This is a genomic window from Brevundimonas sp. (assembly GCF_965278935.1).
Lineage (GTDB): Bacteria > Pseudomonadota > Alphaproteobacteria > Caulobacterales > Caulobacteraceae > Brevundimonas.
In genome coordinates this window covers 381,784-401,926 of the sequence record NZ_OZ257124.1, presented here as the reverse complement: position 1 = coordinate 401,926, position 20,143 = coordinate 381,784, and the positions used below count along the sequence as shown (strand labels likewise).

General features: G+C 68.6%; 16 protein-coding genes. 8 read left to right on the top strand and 8 right to left on the bottom strand.

The window, feature by feature from the left end:
• Nucleotides 1-73: 73 nt before the first annotated feature.
• Complete coding sequence (locus ACQY68_RS01990) at nt 74-982, bottom strand: IPTL-CTERM sorting domain-containing protein (protein ID WP_428151351.1); 909 nt, start codon at nt 980-982, stop codon at nt 74-76.
• 306 nt (nt 983-1,288) lie between these two features.
• Here ACQY68_RS01990 and ptsP point away from each other — a divergent pair, with 306 nt between their 5' ends.
• From ptsP to ispG, 3 genes are all read left to right on the top strand, one after another.
• Nucleotides 1,289-3,562 carry a phosphoenolpyruvate--protein phosphotransferase gene (gene ptsP / locus ACQY68_RS01985; protein ID WP_428151350.1) on the top strand — a complete coding sequence of 758 codons (2,274 nt, stop codon included), beginning with the start codon at nt 1,289-1,291 and terminating at the stop codon, nt 3,560-3,562.
• A gap of 254 nt (nt 3,563-3,816) precedes the next feature.
• Entirely contained in the window at nt 3,817-4,863 is a 1,047-nt protein-coding gene (locus tag ACQY68_RS01980; protein ID WP_428151349.1) for a helix-turn-helix domain-containing protein, read from the top strand.
• Between the two features lie 201 nt (nt 4,864-5,064).
• On the top strand, nt 5,065-6,201 hold the full coding sequence (gene ispG / locus ACQY68_RS01975) for a flavodoxin-dependent (E)-4-hydroxy-3-methylbut-2-enyl-diphosphate synthase (RefSeq protein ID WP_428151348.1): 1,137 nt from the start codon (nt 5,065-5,067) through the stop codon (nt 6,199-6,201).
• A gap of 3 nt (nt 6,202-6,204) precedes the next feature.
• Here ispG and ACQY68_RS01970 read toward each other — a convergent pair whose 3' ends face one another.
• Entirely contained in the window at nt 6,205-6,984 is a 780-nt protein-coding gene (locus ACQY68_RS01970) for a sulfite exporter TauE/SafE family protein (RefSeq protein WP_428151347.1), read from the bottom strand.
• A 189-nt stretch (nt 6,985-7,173) separates the two neighbouring features.
• On the opposite strand from ACQY68_RS01970, the gene prfA reads away from it, so the two are divergent.
• Together prfA and ACQY68_RS01960 are read left to right on the top strand one after the other, a co-directional pair.
• A complete protein-coding gene (prfA, locus tag ACQY68_RS01965) occupies nt 7,174-8,241 on the top strand; it encodes a peptide chain release factor 1 (protein WP_428151346.1) in 1,068 nt (355 codons plus the stop codon).
• Nucleotides 8,242-8,348: 107 nt separating this feature from the next.
• Entirely contained in the window at nt 8,349-9,299 is a 951-nt protein-coding gene (locus ACQY68_RS01960) for an IPTL-CTERM sorting domain-containing protein (protein WP_428151345.1), read from the top strand.
• Here ACQY68_RS01960 and ligD read toward each other — a convergent pair.
• The 3 genes from ligD to greA form a co-directional block, all read right to left on the bottom strand.
• Nucleotides 9,294-11,894, bottom strand: a complete 2,601-nt coding sequence (gene ligD / locus ACQY68_RS01955; RefSeq protein ID WP_428151344.1) for a DNA ligase D — start codon at nt 11,892-11,894, stop codon at nt 9,294-9,296. The genes ACQY68_RS01960 and ligD overlap by 6 nt on opposite strands.
• 33 nt (nt 11,895-11,927) lie before the next feature.
• On the bottom strand, nt 11,928-12,095 hold the full coding sequence (locus tag ACQY68_RS01950; RefSeq protein WP_303694703.1) for a hypothetical protein: 168 nt from the start codon (nt 12,093-12,095) through the stop codon (nt 11,928-11,930).
• 96 nt (nt 12,096-12,191) lie between these two features.
• Nucleotides 12,192-12,668: a transcription elongation factor GreA gene (gene greA, locus ACQY68_RS01945; protein WP_428151343.1), complete on the bottom strand. Its 477-nt coding sequence runs from the start codon at nt 12,666-12,668 to the stop codon at nt 12,192-12,194.
• A 64-nt stretch (nt 12,669-12,732) separates the two neighbouring features.
• Here greA and ACQY68_RS01940 point away from each other — a divergent pair, with 64 nt between their 5' ends.
• Nucleotides 12,733-13,968 carry an NAD(P)/FAD-dependent oxidoreductase gene (locus tag ACQY68_RS01940; protein WP_428151342.1) on the top strand — a complete coding sequence of 412 codons (1,236 nt, stop codon included), beginning with the start codon at nt 12,733-12,735 and terminating at the stop codon, nt 13,966-13,968.
• Nucleotides 13,965-15,110, top strand: coding sequence for a serine hydrolase domain-containing protein (locus ACQY68_RS01935; protein WP_428151341.1), 1,146 nt, complete (start codon nt 13,965-13,967; stop codon nt 15,108-15,110). The genes ACQY68_RS01940 and ACQY68_RS01935 overlap by 4 nt, the downstream gene beginning before the upstream one ends.
• On the opposite strand, the gene ACQY68_RS01930 is transcribed toward ACQY68_RS01935, so the two are convergent.
• The 3 genes from ACQY68_RS01930 to ACQY68_RS01920 form a co-directional block, all read right to left on the bottom strand.
• A complete protein-coding gene (locus ACQY68_RS01930; protein WP_428151340.1) occupies nt 15,095-16,579 on the bottom strand; it encodes an MFS transporter in 1,485 nt (494 codons plus the stop codon). The genes ACQY68_RS01935 and ACQY68_RS01930 overlap by 16 nt on opposite strands.
• 38 nt (nt 16,580-16,617) lie before the next feature.
• Entirely contained in the window at nt 16,618-17,589 is a 972-nt protein-coding gene (rarD, locus tag ACQY68_RS01925) for an EamA family transporter RarD (RefSeq protein ID WP_428151338.1), read from the bottom strand.
• Between the two features lie 175 nt (nt 17,590-17,764).
• On the bottom strand, nt 17,765-18,811 hold the full coding sequence (locus tag ACQY68_RS01920; protein ID WP_428151336.1) for an aspartate-semialdehyde dehydrogenase: 1,047 nt from the start codon (nt 18,809-18,811) through the stop codon (nt 17,765-17,767).
• A 165-nt stretch (nt 18,812-18,976) separates the two neighbouring features.
• On the opposite strand from ACQY68_RS01920, the gene zapE reads away from it, so the two are divergent.
• A complete protein-coding gene (gene zapE, locus ACQY68_RS01915; protein ID WP_428151335.1) occupies nt 18,977-20,101 on the top strand; it encodes a cell division protein ZapE in 1,125 nt (374 codons plus the stop codon).
• Nucleotides 20,102-20,143: the final 42 nt, after the last annotated feature.

The window sequence follows — 20,143 nt, the reverse complement described above, 5'->3', positions numbered from 1 at the left end:
CCGGGTGGAAGGCGGACAGGCGAAGAGCCCCGCCGTCGCCGGCAGGGCCGCTGATCGACGCCGTATCCGTGGCTCAGGCCACCGTTCGACGATACTGGATGTAAAGGGTCGCCCCACCGGCGAGCATCAGGCCGAACAGGATCATCGCCCATTCTGACAGGGTCGGAACCGGTCGCGGGCCCACCGGGGCGCCTACGGCGTTGAAGCGGGTGATGATACCCGCCCCGCTGCTGACGAACAGATCACCCGCAGTATTGAAAGCGACGCCTTGGGGTTGGGTCAGGCCCGAAGCGACGGGGGTCTTGACCCCAGCGGGTGTAACGCGTTCGACGGTGCCCGCGACCCGGTCCGACACGTAAAGGGCGCCGGCTCCATCCAGTGTGACACCATAGGCCTGACCGAAAAAGGCGACTCTGCTGACGACGGCGCCCGGAACGGTGACCGCCTCGAGTTCGCCCGAGCTGGCGACGTAGAGGCTGTTGCCCGAGTATACGAGACCCCTGGGAGAGCTTCCGACCGTGGCAAACAGGCTTGCAGCGCCACCACCCGGAGGCACCACAAGGATTGTGCCATTGAAGTTGTTGGCGACGTAAAGCTGGCCTCCGGGACCAAAGGCCATACCAAAGGTGGCGATCGTGCCTGTCGCATAGACGGAGGTCGTGACTCCGTTGTCCGTAGACCGCAGAATCCTGCTGCCGCTTTGTTCGGAAATGTAGAGAGCCCCGTCGGGGCCTCGAACGATATCATTCGGGGCGGAAAGGGTCGCGCCCCGGGTCGAAACGACCCCGCCGGGTGTGACGATGCGGATCGGCATCGAGTTCTGCGCACCGACGAGCAGATCGCCGTTGTTGTCGCGCTGGAGCAACGAATGGGAGGTGAGCCCTGTGGCAAAGGTTTGCGCCGCCGCAACGTTTGCGAACCCTGTCGTTATCAGAAAGGCCGCCGTCGCGCCGATGAAGAGCGCCCTCATTTTCAGAAACATGGAATTCCTAGATCAGTAAAAGTCGCATCTCTTCGGCAAGACGGACAATTTCGTCGGCGTCATTCCAAGATGACGCTTAACCCGAGGCCAGGAATGTCGGCAACTGGACAGATTTGATGCACTTCCGACCGGTTCTGGTCGCCGGAGTGATGCCCCCTGTGGATCGAGGCGGACAGCAAGATTGAAACGGAAATTCGACCGTCGCGGCGCTCGCGCTTCCCACCGCTTCATTCCCACACCCTATAGCCTCACCCCCCCATCCCCCCTATCTTCGGCGCGCCCTGGTTTTGGGGCTTGGGAGACCGGATGGCCGTAGCGGGCGGAGTGATGACGAGGGGGCCGCGCGTCCTCCTGCGCCAGATCCGTGAGGCTATGGCCGACGGCGGCCCGGCCCAAGGCCGGCTGGACGTCGTCGTGCGCACCATCGCCCAGTCGATGGTGGCCGAGGTCTGTTCCATCTATCTGCGCCGCGCCTCGGGCGAGCTCGAGCTGTTCGCCACCCAGGGCCTGAATCCCGAGGCCGTGCACAACACGCGGCTGAAGCCGGGCGAGGGTCTCGTCGGCGAGGTCGCGCGGCTGGCCCAGCCCATCAGCCTGTCCGACGCGCCGTCCCACCCCAGCTTCGCCTATCGGCCGGAGACGGGCGAAGATCCGTATCATGCCTTCCTCGGCGCCCCCCTGCTGCGCGGCGGCCGGGCCATCGGGGTGCTCGTCGTCCAGAACCGGGCCGAGCGCCGCTACGACCCCGACGAGGTCGAGGACATCCAGACCATCGCCATGGTCCTGGCCGAGACCGTGGCCTCGGGCGAACTGCTGGCCCAGGACGAACTGCGCGACATCGAAGTCGCGCCCCACCGACCCGAGCGCATCAAGGGCCAGAGGTTCGCGGAAGGCATCGCCTTCGGCCACGTCGTCCTGCACGAGGCCCCCCTGGCGCCCGAACGGCTGCTGGCGGAAAACCAGCAGGTCGAGGAAATCCGTCTGCGCGAGGGGCTGACGGTCCTCAAGAAATCCATCGACGCCCTGCTCGACGGCGGTCAGGGCAAGCTGGCCGGCCAGTCGTTCGAGGTGCTGGAAACCTACCGGATGTTCGCCGACGACCGGGGCTGGAACCGGTCGCTGGAGGAGGCGGTGCGCGGCGGCCTGACCGCCGAGGCCGCCGTCGACCGGGTGCGCAACGAGCACCGCGCCCGCTTCGCCCAGGCCCGCGACCCCTACATCAAGGAGCGGCTGCACGACTTCGAGGACCTCGCCAACCGGCTGTTGCGGGTGCTTGGCGGCGAGAACCCGGGCCAGCGCGAACTGCCGGACGACGCCATCCTGGTGGCGCGCAACCTCGGCCCCGCCGACCTGCTGGAATATCCGCGTCACAAGCTGAAGGGCCTGCTGATCGAGGAAGGCTCGGCGGCCAGCCACGCCGCCATCGTCGCCCGCGCGCTGCAGATCCCCTGCGTCGGCCGTCTTCAGGGCGTGCGCGACCGGCTCAGCGAGGGCGACCTCGTCATCGTCGACGGCGAGACCGGCGAAGCCCATCTGCGTCCACGCCCGGACATGCTGGAGTCCGTCCGGTCGCGCATGGCGCTGCGCGAACAGCGCCAGGCCGAGTTCGCCAAGCTGCGCGACGTGCCGGCCGTGACCGCCGACGGGACCCGCATCGCCCTGCTGACCAACGCGGGTCTGGCCGTCGACCTCGAGAACCTCGACGAGACGGGCGCCGAGGGCATCGGCCTGTTCCGCACCGAGTTCCAGTTCATGGTGTCGGAGGAACTGCCGCGCCTGAACTCCCAGACGGCCCTCTACAAACTGGTGCTCGACGCGGCGGGCGACCGGCCCGTCACCTTCCGCACCCTCGACATCGGCGGCGACAAGGTCCTGCCCTACATGGAGACCACCGAGCGCGAGGAGAATCCCGCCCTGGGACGGCGCGCCATCCGCCTGGGTCTCGATCGCCCGTCGCTTCTCCGTCTCCAGTTGCGCGCCCTGCTGGCCGCCGGGGCCGGACGCGAGCTTCGCGTCATGTTCCCGATGATCGCCACGGTCGATGAGTTCCGCGCCGCGCGGGAACTGGTCGATGTCGAATGCGAATGGGCGCGGCGGCGTGGCCGTCCCCTGCCGGCGTTGCTTCGCGTCGGCGCCATGATCGAATGCCCCAGCCTGCTCTGGCACCTGGACGCGCTTCTGCCGATGACCGACTTCGTCTCGATCGGCTCGAACGACCTGTTCCAGTACATGTACGCCGCCGACCGGACCAATCCGCTGGTCTCGGACCGCTATGACGCCCTGTCGCCGCCGGCCCTGCGCGCCCTTCAGTCGATCCAGAAGGCCTGCACCGAGACCGGGACACCCGTGTCGGTCTGCGGCGAGCTGGCCGGCCGTCCGCTGGAGGCCTTCGCTCTGATCAGCCTCGGCTTCACCCGTCTCTCGGCGCCGGCGGGCGGTGTCGGTCCGGTCAAGCGGATGATCCTGTCGACCGACCTGACCGCGGCCAAACGCGGCATGAACAACCTGCTCGGATCCTCTGCCGGATCGATCCGCAGCGAAATCGAAAGTCTGGCCCGGAAGTTGAACGTCGGTCTGTGAGCAATCCCGAAACGGGATCGATTCACGATTAACAAGACGTTGAACCGGCGGCCGAAATGGGTTATCCACAGGACGATATGCGTGTGCCTCCGGGGGGAGGCGGGGACCGTCACAGCAATGTGGTAAGCGGGCCCTGGTCGAGTACGGCGCGGCTGGAGTTCTCAGCCGGTCCGAGAGTGGGGCAAGGCGTAATGGCGCTGGATACGGGGAATGTCCCCGACGAGTTTCGGGCTCATCCGGACTGGAAGGACCCTGTGCCCTCCATCACTGACGCGGCGACTCTGGGCGACGGCCTGCGCAAGGCGCGTGAGCTGTCGGGCAAGTCCATGGCCGAACTGGCCGCCGACACCCGCGTGCACGAACGCTATCTGCGCGCGCTCGAGGAAAACAACATCTCCGCCCTGCCGTCGCGCGTCTTCGCCATCGGCTATGTGCGCGCCTATGCCGGCGCCCTGGGCTTGGATGAACAGCTGGCCGTCGAACGCTACAAGCGCGAGACGCCGGACGGCTCCGTGCCGCTCCAGGCCCCGACCGGCGTGGCCTTCGAGGAGGTCCGCCGCTATTCGCCCCGCATCATCGGCGTCGTCGTGCTGCTGGCCGTGGCCGTCATCGGCTGGAATGTCTTCCAGCGCGTCAGCCTGATCCGCGCGCCCCAGCCGTCCGACATCGCCGAGGTTCCGGAAAGCTGGAGCCTGGGTGACGTTCCGGGTCAGAGTGACCTGCGCGTCGGCGCGCCGCAGCCGGCTCCGGCCGATCAGACCACGCCTGTCCTCTACATCACGCCTGGCCTCGAGGCTCAGCTGACCGGTATCGATCCGGCCGACACCGCCGCCGTCGCCGCTGCGGCCGCCGCCAGCGCCTCGCCGGTCCAGGCCGCCTTCAACCCGCGCGGCGCCATCTACGGCGCCTCGGCCACCGCCTCCCAGGTCGTGCTTCAGGCCCGCAAGGCCGGCGCCCTGGTCGTCCGTCTGGCCGACGGCCGCGTCCTGTTCGCCCGCCAGCTGGCGGCCGGAGAGGCCTGGCGTGCCCCGGCCGACGTCGCCGCCACCATCGACGTGTCCGATCCGACCGCCTTCGACGTCTATCTGAACGGCGAGCACGGCGGCGCCCTGACCGGCGTCCTGACCCCGCTGAGCCAGCTCAACAGCCGCGCGGCCGGCCTCGCCCGCCAGACCGCCGCCCAGATGCAGGCCGAAGCCCTCGCCGCCCAGGCCGCTGCGGCCCGCGCCGCCGCCAGCACGCAGGCGGCCGTGCTGCAGACGGTGTCGACCGGACAGCAGACGCTGGGCGTCACGCGCTGATCTTTCCCTCCCCCTCGGGGGAGGGTGGTCGAAGCGCAGCGAAGACCGGGTGGGGCCGGCGAGGCAAAACCCCTCAGGCCTGCATCCGCATCGCTCCGCCGCCCCCACCCCGTCGCTACGCGACGACCCTCCCCCAGGTGGGAGGGATAACGCTATGCCGTCATGGCCTTGTCTCCCCGGCGAGCCTATATTGACCCCGTCATGAGCGACCACTCCCACATCCGTCCCTGGCGCCATATCGAGCGCCGGAAGTCCCGCCAGATCATGGTCGGCAATGTCGCGGTCGGCGGCGACGCCCCGATCAGCGTCCAGTCGATGACCAATACCCTGACCTCGGACGCCAATGCGACCATCGGTCAGATCCGCGAGCTGGAAGAGGCCGGGGCCGACATCGTCCGCGTCTCCTGCCCCGACGAGGAGTCCACCGCCGCCTTCCGCACCATCGCCCGCGAGGCGAAGGTCCCGCTCGTCGCCGACATCCATTTTCACTACAGGCGCGGCATCGAGGCCGCCGAGGCCGGCGCCGCCTGCCTGCGCATCAATCCGGGCAACATCGGCAATGCGTCCCGCGTCCGCGACGTCATCCAGGCCGCCAAGGATCACGGCTGCTCCATGCGGATCGGCGTCAACGCCGGCTCGCTGGAGAAGGAGCTGCTGGAAAAATACGGCGAGCCCTGCCCCGACGCCATGGTCGAGTCGGCGCTGAACCACGCCCGCATTCTTCAGGACCACGACTTCCACGAGTTCAAGATCTCGGTGAAGGCGTCAGATCCCTTCCTGACCGTCGCCGCCTACCAGCAGCTGGCCGAGGTCATCGACTGCCCCCTGCACCTCGGCGTCACCGAGGCGGGTCCGCTGCGCACCGGCACGATCAAATCGTCGATCGGCATGGGAAACATGCTGTGGGCCGGGATCGGCGACACCATCCGCGTCTCCCTCGCCGCCGATCCGGTCGAGGAGATCAAGGTCGGGTTCGATATCCTGAAGTCGCTCGGCCTGCGCCACCGGGGCGTCAACATCATCGCCTGCCCGTCCTGCGCCCGTCAGGGATTCAACGTCATCGAGACCGTGGGCGTGCTGGAGGAGAAGCTGGCCCACATCTCCACCCCGATGTCGCTGTCGATCATCGGCTGCGTCGTCAACGGCCCGGGCGAGGCCCTCTATACCGACGTCGGCTTCACCGGCGGCGGCAAGGGCGCGGGCATGGTCTATCTGAACGGCAAGATCGCCCACAAACTCGACAATGCGAAAATGGTCGACGAGATCGTCGAACTGGTCGAGGCCAAGGCGGCCGAATTGAACGCAGCCCGCGAAGCCGCGCTCGAAGCGGCTGAATAGAGCCTAGAAGACTTTCGCCAGCTGCAGGCCCTGGAAGCCAGCCAGTAGCAGCAGCAGGCCGCCCACCGCATAGGTCAGGGCCCGCTGCGGAATGACCTTGGTGATGTAGCCCGCGAACGGCGCGGCCAGCAGGCCGCCGACCACCAGCCCCGCCACGGCCGAGGCGTGGTTGGTCAGGGCGTCGGCATCCTTCCAGTGGCCGGTCACCAGCGCCCAGACGAAGGTCGCGGAGATGGCCACGGTCAGAAAGAACTCGGCCGTATTGGCCGTGCCGATGGCGCGGCGGGGCTCGGAGCCCGCACCCACGAGCGTCGAGGACACGGTCGGACCCCAGCCGCCGCCCCCGATGGCGTCGAAGAAGCCCCCGACGGCGCCCAGAGGCGCGACGATCCAGGCCGGGCTGATCCGGCGCGCGGGCGTGTTCCGCGTCGCCCTCCACAGGATGTAGCAGCCCATCAGGGCCAGATAGGCGACCACGAACGGTTTGATGACCTTGCCGTCGATCCCGGCCAGCACATAGGCGCCGAACACCCCGCCGATGACCCCGGCAATGGCCAGCGGGATGAACAACCGCCACTCCACGTTCTTGTGCCAGATGTGCGAACCGGCCGAGGCCGCCGTGGTGAACACCTCCGCCCCGTGCACGCTGGCCGAGGCCGTCGCGGGCGGCACGCCGAAGGCCAGCAGCACCGAAGACGAAATCACGCCATAGGCCATGCCCAGAGCGCCATCGACCGCCTGGGCGAACACGCCCACGACCAGAAACAGCAGAAAGGTTTCCATTCATCCCCCTTCGGTCCGCGCTGAGGGGAGGCGCACGGTCCGCAGACAGCAGAGCTAAAGCACGGCGACGCCAAGGGTAACGGCGATGACGCCTATTTTATCTCTCGGGGTCGATAGCTGCGCTCACATCGACAGCCGGCGGCGCGCGCGATAAGGGTCCGCCCCTCCGCATATCGAGACGTTCCGCCCTTGCGCCTGCCCCAGTCCAAGCTCGACCAGGTCCTGGACCGCTTCCATCAGGTGGAGGCCCGCATGGGCGCGGCCACCGACGGTCAGGAAATCGTGCGCCTGTCCAAGGAGCACGCCGAGATGAAGCCGGTCGCCGACGCCGTCATGGCGCTGGCGAAATCCCGCGCCGAGATCGAGGACCTGCAAGCCATGGCCGAGGACCCGGAGATGGCCGCCATGGCCGCCGACGAACTGGAGACCTTGAACGCCCGCCTGCCGGACATGGAGCGCGACGTCGCCCTGTTGCTGGCCCCGCGCGACGCCGACGAGAACGCCTCGGCCGTGCTGGAAGTCCGCGCCGGCACCGGCGGGGACGAGGCCGCCATCTTCGCCGGCGACCTGTTCCGCATGTATTCCCGCTACGCCTCCTCGCGCGGCTGGCGGGTCGAGCTCGACAGCGCCACCGAGGGCGACGCCGGCGGCTACAAGGAAATCATCGCCACCGTCACCGGCGACGGCGTGTTCGGCCGGCTGAAGTTCGAGAGCGGCGTCCACCGCGTGCAACGGGTCCCGGCCACGGAGACGCAAGGCCGCATCCATACCTCGGCCGCCACGGTCGCCGTCCTGCCGGAGGTCGAGGACGTCGAGATCGAGATTCACGACAAGGACATCCGCATCGACACCTTCCGCGCCTCCGGCTCGGGCGGCCAGCACGTCAACAAGACCGATTCCGCCGTCCGCATCACCCACTTCCCGTCCGGGATCGTGGTGACCTCGTCGGAAAAGTCCCAGCACGTAAATCGCGACAAGGCGATGAAGAACCTGCGCGTGCGTCTGTACGACATGCAGCGCCAGATGAAGGATCAGGCCCGCTCCGATACGCGCAAGTCCCAGGTCGGCTCGGGCGACCGCTCCGAGCGCATCCGCACCTACAACTATCCGCAGGGCCGGGTCAGCGACCACCGCATCAACCTGACCCTGCACAGCCTGCCCCAGATCATGGAAGGCGACCTCGATCCGTTGCTGAATGCCCTGATCGCCGAGGACCAGGCGGCGAGGCTGTCGGACCTGGAGGCGGAGTTCGCCTGATCTGTCGGAACCTGACCGCGCGCTCATATGCATTGCGGTCGGCCGGATGCCTCTATACGCAAGCTGACAGTAGTTTCCCGCCTCCCGGCGGAAACCGGGAGCATTCCATGTTCAAGCTACTTCGCTGGGCGACCCTCGCAGTCGCGTTGTCCGTCCTGTTCGGCTTCTCGGCCCCGGCCCCGGCCTCGGCCCAGACGGTCACGGTCTACGGAACCAACAGCACAGGCCATGCGGGCGGCGTCTTCGACGCGTCGGGTAATTATTTCGTTTCCCGGAACGGCTTCCTGCAGCGGGTCACCGGCAACGGCACGGTCTTCACCGACCTGCTGACGCTCGCGAACTATTCGACCGGAATGGCCGTCCGTGGCGGCAACCTCTATTATTCCGACGAGAACGCCAACGCGATCTACCGCATCGCCACCAACTGCGTCGCGCCCTGCACCCCCACCCTGGTGGCCAACACGCCGACCAACGCCCCCGAACAGATCGCGTTCGACGCCGCCGGCAACCTCTTCTACTCGAGTTTCCAGAGCTCCGACGTCTACCGGCTCGCCGCAGGCTGCGTGGAGCCCTGCACATCCATCGTCCATGCGAACGGCGGCGGCTTCCAGTTCCGGACCTTCGGCGTCGCGATCGCCGCCAATGGCGATCGTTATTTCTCGACGAGCTCCGGCCGGATCGTTCGGACCCCGGTGGGCTGCACAGAACCCTGCACAGGAACCCTCGTCACCACGGTGCCGGGCAACCAGGGAGGATCGCTGACCTTCTCGAATGGCGTGCTCTACATGAACTCGAACACCAGCATCTACGCTGTGCCGACGACCGGCGCGGCCGCCACTGTCTATGCCACCAGCCCGAGCTTCGTCTTCCCATACGGACTGGCGACGGCCCCGAACGGCGACCTGATCGTGGCCGATCTGGCCTCGGCCAACATCTTCCGCATCGCGCCCGCGGTCGTTCCCGTCCCGACCCTGTCGGAATGGGCGATGATCCTGCTGGGCCTGATCCTGGCCGGCGCCGCGACGCTGGTGATCCAGCGCCGGACCGTCTCCCTATAGAACAATCTTCAGCAGCGGCTTGAGACTGACCGCCCCGGCCCGGAACTCGGCCCACGGGTCGGGCTTCTTCAGCAGGGCGGGATAGGTCCGAAGCGTGAAGACCTTCGGGTCCAGCCCCGCCTTCACCTGCCCCCAGCTCAGCGGGAAGGCGATCCCGGCGCCCGGTCGCGCCCTCGGCGACCAGGGCGCGACCGCCGTCGCCATCCGGCCGTTGCGCAGATAGTCGAGGAAAATCTTTCCGCCCCGCGCCTTCTTGGCCAAGGTGGTGGTGAACCGGTCCGGCGCCTCCAGCCGCACCTGTTCCGACACGGCTTTCGCGAAGGCCTTGCACTGGTCCCACTCGATCCGACTGCGCGCGTCCGCCTTGATCGGCACGACGACGTGCAGCCCCTTGCCGCCGGTCGTCTTGCAGAAGGGGTTCAGCCCCAGCTTCTCCAGCCGGACCTTCATCGCCCTGGCCGCCGCGATCACATCGCCGAAATCCAGACCCTCGTCGGGATCGAGATCGAAGGTGATCTGGTCCGGCGTCTCCGGATCGCCGGGCGCACAGCCCCAGGGGTGCAGCTCCAGCCCGCCCGACTGGCCGATGGCGACCAGCCCGCCAACATCGACGACGCCGACATAGGGTTTGCGCTCCTTCACATCGATCAGCTTCAGCCGGGGGTTCGACCCCGGCATGGCGTGGCGCTGGAAGAAGACCTCACCTGCGATCCCCTCGGGCGCGCGGATGATCGACACGGGCCGGTCGGCGACATGGGGCAGGATGCGCTCCGCCGCCGCCTCGTAGAACGACACCAGCTCCAGCTTGGTGATCGCCGGATGCCCGTCGACGGCGGGCCACAGGACCCGGTCGGGGTTGGAGATGGTCAGCCCCGCCACCACCGCCCTGGCCTTGCCGGTCAGGCCGATCTTCAGCTGAGGCGGAGCCGCGACCTTGCCGCCTTTTGCGGGTTTGGCCGCCTCCTGCGGGGCCGCGTCGACCTCGGCCGCCGGCTTGTCCTCGCGCAGCCCCTTGAACGCCGCCTGCCTGAGGGATCCGCTGTCCGTGTAGCCGCCGTGCTCGATCTCGGCGACCAGCACCGGCCTGACCCAATGGGTCGTCAGCCCGCCCGCGGACGACTTCCGTGGCGCGCCCTTGCCGACGAAGGGGTTGTCTTCCGTCTCATGGGCCTGAAGCGCCGGCAGAAGCCCCTTGATCAACAGTTGACTGTAGCCGGTCCCGACCCGGCCCAGATGCCGCAACCCGCGTCCGGCCTTCGCATCGACGTCCTGCACCCCGACGATCAGCGAGCGGAACCGCGATCCCTCCGAGGTCCAGCCGCCGATGACCACCTCGTCCCGTCCCCGACACTTGGACTTGACCCAGGTCGTCGATCGGCCGGCCGAATACGGTGCGGACAGCGTCTTGGAGATGACCCCTTCGAGGTCCATCCGGCAGGCGCTCTCCAGCACCGCCTGACCGGTCGAGGCGAAATGCTCGACGAAGCGGATGCGCGACCGCGCCGCCTTGGGAATCCGGTCCATATAGGCCTGGAGCCGCGCCTTCCGGTGCGACAGCGGCAGTGTGCGCAGATCCTCCCCGCCCTCGAACAGCAGGTCGAAGGCGAAATAGATCAGATCGCCCGTCTCCCCGTCCGAGATCGCCGCCTGCAGGGCCGAGAAGTCCGGCATGTGGTCTTCGGCGAGCGCGCACAGCTCCCCGTCGAGCACAGCGTCCGGCCATTTCGCCGCGTCGGCCGCGTGCTCGGGGAACTTCTTCGACCAGTCGAGGCCGGAGCGCGTATAGAGCTTCGCCTTCCCGCCCCCGACGGCGACCTGCATGCGATAGCCGTCGAACTTGATCTCGTGCGCCCAGCCCGCGCCCGACGGCGGATGGTCGACGACCTTGCACAGCTGGATCGGCGTAAAGGCCGGCGGCTTCGTCGCGGTGCTGGCGAGGGCTTTCGACGCTCTGGGCTTCGGCGGGGCCTTCTGGCCCGTCTTCTTCGAGGCGGTCCACTGCTTCCGCCCTTCGGCGATCTCCGCCAGCGACCGGCCAGTGGTGACCGAGGCGTCGATCTCCATCAGGGCGTCGCCCTCGCCGGCGACCGCGAACTCGTCCTTCTCCTTGATCAGCAGCCAGTTCGATCGCTTCGACGGCTTGCCGCGATCGGTCCGCAGCCGGATCAGCGCCCATTTCCCGACCAGCCGCTCGCCATGCAGGACCATCTTGATCTGGCCCTTGCGGAACGCTTCTTCGAGGTCCGACTCCTGCGGCTCCCAGGTCCCCTCGTCCCACATCTGCACCGTGCCGGCGCCGTAGTTGCCGGCCGGGATGGTTCCCTCGAAGCCGCCGTAGTCCAGCGGGTGGTCCTCGACCTCGACCGCCAGCCGCTTGACCGAGACGTCGCGCGACGGCGCCTTGGTCACCGCCCAGGACTTCAGGACCCCGTCGATCTCGATGCGGAAGTCATAGTGCAGCCGCGTCGCCGCGTGCCGCTGGATCAGATAGCGGCGCGCCTTCGTCTTGCCGGCGCCTTTTCGCCCCTTGGGCTCTGGCGTCTCGTCGAACCGGCGCTTGGCCTGATAGGTCTCGAGTTCGCCGCGCGCCGCCATGCCGTTCTCCCGGCCCCAAGCGGGGCCGTGGAGTCAAACGGCTTCGTCTTCCGGCGGTTGCCAGTCGGGGTGGTCGACGTCCTCGCCCCGGGCTTTCGCTTCCTTCTTCGCCAGCTTGGCGGCGGCCTTGCGGGCGGCCTTCTCGGCGTCCGCCTTGTCGCGTTCCATACGTTCGAAGCCGTAGTTGGGTTTTCTGGCCATTGAGGTCCTTCTTGGTTCGCTATCGCTCGCCTCGCGGAGGCTCGCTGCCTGAACGCCGATGCGCTCGTCCGGATCAATGTGGGGTGGACCGGGCCGTCAGTCCACAGCGATGATTTCCACCGACTGTCCGGCGACCATCGCCTCGTCGCCGACGCCCTTGCCGATCAGGGCGCGGGTCAAGGGCGAGACGTGGCTGACCGAGCCGTTGGCCGGGTCCGCCTCGTCCTCGCCGACGATGCGCCAGGTCTGGGTCCGGCCGTCGTCGCGCTCGATCGTCACCGAGCCGCCGAAACGCACCCGACCGTCGGCCTCGGTCTCGACCAGCTGGGCGTTGGCCCGTCGCGCCGACCAGTAGCGCAGGTCGCGCGTCGCCCGCGCCATGGCCGTCCGGTCCGCCTCGATGGACCCCGACGCCTGGGCCGAGGCGTAGGCGGCCCGCGCGCTCGCGAGCGCATCCTCGATGGCGGCGAGGCCCGCAGCCGTCACCAGATTGGGATGGGTGGAGATGGGGCGGTCCGGCAGATCGGCGGCCGTGGCCTCCAGATCCTCCTCGCGCGTGAAGGCGACGCTCATGATCGGACAAGCGTATGCGGGGTTCGGACGTTCCTCCGCAAGAGTTGACGGGCTAAGGAGCGCCATGACCGATCCCGCCGACCATGCCGTCCACATCATCGGGGCCGGACCCTCAGGCCTGATGGCCGCCGAGACCCTCGCGAAGGCCGGCGCCCGCGTCGTCGTCCACGACCGCATGCCGTCGGTGGGACGCAAGCTCCTGATGGCCGGGCGCGGCGGCTTGAACCTGACCCACACCGAGCCGCAAGAGTCCTTCCTCGGCCGCTATGCGGCGGCGCAGGAGCCGATCTCGGACTGGCTCGACGCCTTCTCCCCCGATGACCTGACCGCATGGGCCAACGACCTCGGCCAGCAGACCTTCGTCGGATCCAGCGGCCGGGTCTTCCCGCGCGCCATGAAGGCCTCCCCCCTGTTGCGCGCCTGGCTGGGCCGATTGAACGACCTCAGCGTCGAGATCCGCACCCGCTCGCGCTGGACCGGCTGGCAGGGCGAGGCCCTGGTCTTCGACACCCCCGACGGCGAACGGATCGAATATCCCGCCGCAACCGTCCTCGCCATGGGCGGCGCCAGCTGGCCCCGGCTGGGTTCGGACGGCGCCTGGGTCCCGACGCTGGAGGCCGAGGGCGTCTCCGTCAGCCCTCTCGTCCCCGCCAACGCCGGCTTCGACGTCGCCTGGTCCGACATCCTGATCGAGCGCTTCGCCGGTCAGGTGCTCAAGCCCGCGACCCTGACCTTCGGCGACCAGACTGTGCGCGGCGAGGTCGTGGTCACCCGCTACGGCGTCGAGGGCGGGGCGATCTACGCCCTGTCGTCGGCCCTGCGCGCCGCCATCGCCGCCGACGGGTCCGCCACTCTCGTCGTCGACCTGCGTCCGGACCTGACCGAGACGGCCCTGGCCGAACGCCTCGGCCGTCCGCGCGGCAAGGATTCCATGACCAACCACCTGCGCAAGGCCGGCGGCCTGTCTCCCGCCGCCATCGCGGTCCTTCGCGAGATCGGCGACATCCCGCCGGGCTTCGACAAGCTGGCCAAACGGATCAAGGCCGTCCGGCTGAAGCTGACCGGCATCCAGGGACTGGAACGGGCGATCTCCACCGCCGGCGGCGTCGAGTTCCCGGCCCTGAATCCATCGTTGATGCTGACCGCCAGACCGGGCGTCTTCGTCGCCGGAGAGATGATCGACTGGGAGGCGCCCACCGGCGGCTACCTGCTTCAGGCCAGCCTCGCCTCGGGCGTCGTCGCGGCCGGGGGCGTTCTTCAGTGGCAGGCGTCGCAATCGGCGGATAAGACCCCGGCATGACCACCGCCCCCGAGATTTCCGGCCTCTGTCCGCCGCGCTTCCATGCGGTCAAGGACGCCTTCGCCGCCAACTTCACCGACGCCCCCGACGGGCTCAACGAACAGGCCGCCCGCTTCTCGGTCGTCATCGCCGGCGAGACCATCATCGACCTCTGGGCCGGCGTCGCCGATCCGCGCGAACAGACCCCCTTCACCGACCGGAGCCTGGTCCCCGTCTTCTCCTCGGGAAAGGCGATCATGGCCCTGCTGATGGCCTCGGCCGTCCAGCGCGGCAAACTGGCCTATGACGAGAAGGTCGCCCACCTGTGGCCGGCCTATGGCGCCAACGGCAAGGCCGGGGTCACCGTCGCCCAGTTGCTGTCGCATCAGGACGGCCTGCCCGGTTTCGACAGCCCCGCCGATCCCGCCATCTGGTTCGACCAGCGCGCTGTTCTGGACCGCCTCGCCGCCCAGGCCCCGATGTGGCCGCCGGGAACCGCCTCGGGCTACCACCCGGTCACCGTCGGCTTCCTCGCCAACGAGGTTCACCGTCTCGCCGACGGCCGGACGATGGGCCAGACCCTGCGTCAGGACTTCGCCGACCCCTTCGGCCTCGAGCTCTGGATCGGCTTGCCCGAGGCGGAGCACCACCGCGTCGCCGCCCTGCGCAAGCCGTCGAAAGCCCCCGACCTCGGCCCCATCGACGCCATCAAGACCGCTGCCTTCCTCGACAAAGGCTCAGCCCCCGGCGGGCGCGGCTCGGCCGAATGGCGCTCCATCGAAATCCCGTCCGCCAACCTGCACGGCACGGCCCTGGCCCTCGCCCGTGCGATGGGGGTCTTCGCCGACGACGGACAGCTCGACGGCCAGACCGTCCTCTCCCCGGCCGTCCTCGCCGAGGCGACGAAGGCGCGCATCTCAGGCCCGGACAAGGTCCTGCCCTACGACATCACCTGGGCCGCCGGCCTGATGCGGAACGAGGGCCTCAACATCTTCGGCCCCAACCCGGACGCACTGGGCCACTGCGGCTGGGGCGGCAGCTGCGTCATGGCCGACCCGGACGTGAAGCTCTCGGCCGCCTACGCCATGACCCGCCAGTCGCCGTATCTGATCGGCGACCCCCGCGCGCAACGATTGATCGAGGCCCTCTACACGGCCTTCTGAACTCCATCTTTTGGAGGCCTGGCCGGCGCGGTCAGCAGACCCACCACACCGCCGAAGATGGCGCAGGCCGCGCAGACGACCATCACAGCCTGAAACGCCCGGTGGAAGGCGGCGACCGCTCCGGCGGACAGATCGCCCTCGCCCGCCATCACGGCCCCGAGCTGGGCCCGCGCATCCACAGCATCGACGCCCGCCCCAAGGCTCGAAACGAACACCGCCGACAGCAACACGCCGAGCAAGGCGATCGCCAGCAGCCCCGCGATCCGCGCCACCGCGTTGTTGACGCCCGAGGCCACGCCCGTGTGCCCCTCCTTGACCGCCCCCATGACCGCCGCCGTCAGCGGGCCGACCGCCAGGGTCATGCCGATGGCGATCACCGTCATTCCCGCCAGAGGCCCGGCGACATAGCCCGCGTCCGGCGGCATCAGGGCCAGCAGGATCAGACCGGCCCCCGCCAGCATCGGCCCGACGCTCAGCGACAGCTTCGCCCCGAACCGGTCCGCCAGTTTCCCGGCCGCGCCCGAGAACAGCCCCATCACCGCCGCGAACGGCAGCATGGCAGACCCCGCCCCGGTCGCCGACCAGCCGTGCACCCGGATCAGCTCGAACGGCAGGAAGAACATCGCCCCGCTCAGCGCGAAGTAGAGAAGCAGGGTCAGCAGATTGATCCCGGAAAAAACCCGCGAGCCGAACAGGCCCAGCGGCATCATCGGATGCGCCTCCTTCGCCTCGGCCCACAGGAAGCCCGCCAGCAGGACGCCGCCGCCGGCCAGCCCCGCGATCACCCCCGGATGGATCCAGCCCAGATCGGGCGCCGCCGTCAGCCCCCAGATCAACGCGCCCAGCCCGCCGATGGCCAGCACCGCGCCCGGCCAGTCCAGCCCCCGGGCGCTCTCATCCCGGCTCTCCGGCACGGCCCTGAGCGCCACGACCACCGTCAGCAGGGCCAGGGGGACATTGATCCAGAAAATGAATCGCCAGTCGGCGTGATCCGCCAGCCAGCCGCCGACCAGCGGCCCGACCATGCCGAACAAGGCCCCGGCCCCGGCCCAGGCCCCGAAGGCCGCGCCGCGCTCCTTCTCCGGAAAGGTCGCGCCGATCAGGGCCAGGGCCCCCGGCGTCAGCAGGGCCGCGCCGATTCCCTGCGCCGCCCGCCCGGCGATCAACAGTTGCGCGGTGGGCGCCAGTCCACAGGCGATCGACGACAGGGCGAACACACCGACACCGATCAGGAAGACCCGACGTCGCCCGAACCGGTCGCCCGCCGCCCCGCCGATCAGGACGAGCGCGCCCAGCGTCAGCAGATAGGCGTTGGAGATCCACTGCGCCGCCGCCGGACCCGCGCCAAGGTCCCTCTGGATCGAGGGCAGGGCGACGCCGAGCGCCGATCCGTCGATGAAGGTCAGGCTCGACCCCAGCACCGTGGCGACCAGAATCCAGCGTTTTCGGCTCTTCGACAGCTCGGCCATGGCCGAAGGCTAGACCCGTTCCGGGCCGGGGCGAAGCGTCACCGCCCGGACGGGAGCGTCCTGTCCTCGGCGGGGTCGTCGAGCAGCCCGGGTTCCGGCGCGATCGGGCCGGCAGGGGCTGTGCCGCCCCGCGCGCGCCAGGCGCCCAGCGCATAGACCGCCGCCCCGGCCCAGATGAAGCCGAACGAAATCCCCCTCAGCCAGCCGAACGGCTCGCCCTGAAGCACGCCGAAGACGAACACGATCGACGGCGCGATGAACTGCAGGAAGCCCATGGTCGACAGCGGCATCCGTCGCGCGGCCCAGGCGAACAGCACCATGGGGATCACCGTGACCGGCCCGGCCGCCAGCAGCCACAGGGTCGCCTCGGTCGAGACGCCGAAATGACCCTGACCCTGCGCCCCGATCCACAACATCCAGCCGAGACCCAGGGGCGCCAGCAACAGACATTCCAGGAACAGCCCGCTCTGGGCCTCCACGGCGACGCGTTTGCGGATCACTCCATAGCCGCAGAAGCTGAAGGCCAGCAGCAGGGCCACCCACGGCAGATGCCCCAGGGCTGCGCCCTGCAGCACCACGCCGACGCCCGCCAGGCCGATGGCGACCATGCCGAAGCGCGAGATCCGCTCCCGGAACAGCCAGGCCCCGGCGGCCATGTTGAGCAGAGGGTTCAGATAGTAGCCGAGGCTGGCGTCCAGCATCCGCCCGTGGTTCACGGCGATGACATAGGCGGTCCAGTTGACGGCGATCAGGGTGGTCGACAGGGCGATCCAGCCCATGACCTTCGGGTTTCTCAGCGCCGCGACCACCTGGCCGGCCTGGCCGGCCAGCAGGACCAGCAGTCCCGCGAAGGGCACGGCCCAGGCGGTGCGGTGCGCCATGATCTCGAACGGGTCGGCCCCGGCTCTCGCCATGGCCTGGAACACCAGGGGGATGAAGCCCCACATGAAATAGCAGCCGATCCCGGCGATCAGGGCGTTGCGGGCTTCGGTGGCGGGCGGGGTGGTCATCCGTCATTTCCTTCCCTCCCCATGGGGGAGGGCTTGAGACTCGCGGGGCGCGGCCAGGGGGGCGCATGGCAGCCAAGCGTGAGGGCGCGGTGCGAACCGGTGAGGGCATGAACCCTCACCTGTCGCGTTTCCAACCGCTTCGCTCCCGGCCGCTCAAGCCCTCACCGGGAGGGGGTCACACCGTGAGCGTGCGATACCCGCTCTTGGGCTTGATCGTGCCCGTCTCGTCCAGCAGCTGAGCGATCTGGACGGCGTTCAGGGCCGCGCCCTTGCGCAGGTTGTCGGACACCACCCAGAAGACCAGGCCGTTCTCGACCGTGTGGTCCTTGCGGATGCGCGAGACGTAAACGGCATGCTCGCCGGCCGCGTCGACCGGGGTGATGTAGCCGTCGTGTTCCTGCTTATCGATGACCAGCACGCCCGGCGCCTCGCGCAGGATGGCGCGCGCCTCGTCGGGGCTGATGGGCTTTTCGAACTCGACCGTCACGGCTTCGGAATGGCCGACGAAGACCGGCACGCGGACGCAGGTGACCGTCAGCTTGATGTTCGGATCCAGCATCTTGTGGGTCTCGTCCCACATCTTGGTCTCTTCGTCGGTGTAGCCGTCCTCGTTGAACGACCCGATGAAGGGGATGACGTTGAAGGCGATCTGCTTGGGGAACTTCTTCGGCTTGGCGTCGCCCAGGCCGTAGATGGCCTTGGTCTGGTTCCACAGCTCGTCCATGCCTTCCTTGCCGGCGCCGGACACGGATTGATAGGTCGAGACCACCACCCGCTTCGCCTTCGCCGCGTCATGCAGCGGCTTCAGCGCCACGACCAGCTGGGCCGTCGAGCAGTTCGGGTTGGCGATGATGTTCTTCTTGCCGGCCAGCTTGATCGCGTCGGGGTTCACCTCGGGCACGATCAGGGGCACGTCCGGGTCCTTGCGGAAGGCCGAGGAGTTGTCGATCACCATCGGCCCCAGCTTGCCGATCTTCTCGGACCAGGCGCGCGACACGTCCCCGCCCGCCGACATCAGGACGATGTCCACCTGTGAGAAGTCGAAGCTCTCGATGTCCTGGCATTTGATGGTCTTGTCGCCCCAGGCGACATCCATCCCCTTGGATTTTCGCGAGGCCACCGCGTGCATTTCCGAAACGGGGAACTCCAGTTCCTCCAGGATGGTCAGCATTTCGCGCCCGACATTGCCGGTGGCGCCCACGATAGCGACGGAATAGCCCATTCTTGTCAGTCCTTCGGACGCGCTGACGCTCGCGACACGGTCGCTTGCTGCCTGAACGCGGTAGGGGGAGGTAGGAGACTTTATCTCCTGACGTCGCAATTAGGCGCATCCGTGTGCGAAGCAACCGCTTTTCAGGCCTGGGCAGGCCGTTTATGCCCCAGTTCCATGCCGTCACACATCGCCCGCGCTTATGCCGAACGTCTGAAATCGGGCGTGCTGACCGCCGATCCCGCCCAGAAAGGCGCGGTCGATGCCCTGACCCGGCTGGAGAAGGACCTCGGCAAGCGCGGCCTGTTCGGCGGCGTCGGCGAGGTGAAGGGCCTCTACCTCTGGGGACCTCCCGGACGCGGCAAGTCCATTCTGATGGACCTGTTCTTCGCCCACGCGCCGGAGCCGCGAAAGACCCGCGCCCATTTCCACGCCTTCATGGCCCGGATCCACGACCTGATCCGCCAGTGGCGTGAGGGCGACAGGAAGGCCCGCCAGGCCGTCTTCGGCACGCACAGGGGCGACGACCCCATCGAGCCGGTCGCCGCCCTGATCGCCTCGGAAGCCCGCCTGCTGTGTTTCGACGAGCTGCAGGTCACCGACATCGCCGACGCCATGATCCTGGGCCGGCTGTTCGACGGCCTGTTCGAGCGCAAGGTCGTGGTCTGCATCACCTCCAACCGCGCGCCGGACGCCCTCTATAAGGACGGCATCAACCGCCAGCTCTTCCTGCCCTTCATCGAACGCCTCAAGGAGCGCTGCCAGGTTCTGGAGCTGACCGGCGCCCGCGACTGGCGCCTCGACCGGATCAGAGCCTCGCGCGTCTGGTACGATCCCGGCAGGCAGGAGGGTGGCGAGACCGGCGCCCGCCGCGAGGGCTTCGAGGCCCTGTGGGAGGCGCTCAGGGGCGACATGCCCGAATGCCCGGCCCATCTGGCCGTCCTCGGCCGCGACGTGGTCATCGAGCGCACGGCCGGGGGGCTGGCCCGCGCCACCTTCGCCGAGCTCTGCGAAGCGCCGCTGGGCCCGCAGGACTACCTGGCCATCGCCGGGCGCTTCCACACCCTCTTCCTCGACGGCGTGCCCCTGATCACGCCGGACAACCGTCACTCCGCCCGCCGCTTCGTCACCCTGATCGATGCCCTGTACGAGGCGAAGACCCGGCTCGTCGCGCTCGCGGCGGGAGCCCCGGAACAGCTTTATCCCGCCGGCGACGGCGCCTTCGAGTTCGAGCGCACGGTCTCGCGCCTCAACGAGATGTCGAGCCAGTCCTGGCTGGAACAGGCCGAACACAAGGACTGAGCCCCAGCCTTGGGTTCGCCGCAAAGCCGCCTAGGGTGGCGG

Coding starts and splice junctions, on each gene's coding strand:
- ispG (WP_428151348.1), top strand. CDS start 5,065: ATGAGCGACCACTCCCACATCCGTCCCTGGCGCCATATCGAGCGCCGG.
- ACQY68_RS01920 (WP_428151336.1), bottom strand. CDS start 18,811: ATGGGCTATTCCGTCGCTATCGTGGGCGCCACCGGCAATGTCGGGCGC.
- ACQY68_RS01935 (WP_428151341.1), top strand. CDS start 13,965: ATGACCACCGCCCCCGAGATTTCCGGCCTCTGTCCGCCGCGCTTCCAT.
- ACQY68_RS01990 (WP_428151351.1), bottom strand. CDS start 982: ATGTTTCTGAAAATGAGGGCGCTCTTCATCGGCGCGACGGCGGCCTTT.
- zapE (WP_428151335.1), top strand. CDS start 18,977: ATGCCGTCACACATCGCCCGCGCTTATGCCGAACGTCTGAAATCGGGC.
- ligD (WP_428151344.1), bottom strand. CDS start 11,894: ATGGCGGCGCGCGGCGAACTCGAGACCTATCAGGCCAAGCGCCGGTTC.
- ptsP (WP_428151350.1), top strand. CDS start 1,289: ATGGCCGTAGCGGGCGGAGTGATGACGAGGGGGCCGCGCGTCCTCCTG.
- ACQY68_RS01950 (WP_303694703.1), bottom strand. CDS start 12,095: ATGGCCAGAAAACCCAACTACGGCTTCGAACGTATGGAACGCGACAAG.
- ACQY68_RS01940 (WP_428151342.1), top strand. CDS start 12,733: ATGACCGATCCCGCCGACCATGCCGTCCACATCATCGGGGCCGGACCC.
- ACQY68_RS01960 (WP_428151345.1), top strand. CDS start 8,349: ATGTTCAAGCTACTTCGCTGGGCGACCCTCGCAGTCGCGTTGTCCGTC.
- ACQY68_RS01970 (WP_428151347.1), bottom strand. CDS start 6,984: ATGGAAACCTTTCTGCTGTTTCTGGTCGTGGGCGTGTTCGCCCAGGCG.
- greA (WP_428151343.1), bottom strand. CDS start 12,668: ATGAGCGTCGCCTTCACGCGCGAGGAGGATCTGGAGGCCACGGCCGCC.
- rarD (WP_428151338.1), bottom strand. CDS start 17,589: ATGACCACCCCGCCCGCCACCGAAGCCCGCAACGCCCTGATCGCCGGG.
- ACQY68_RS01930 (WP_428151340.1), bottom strand. CDS start 16,579: ATGGCCGAGCTGTCGAAGAGCCGAAAACGCTGGATTCTGGTCGCCACG.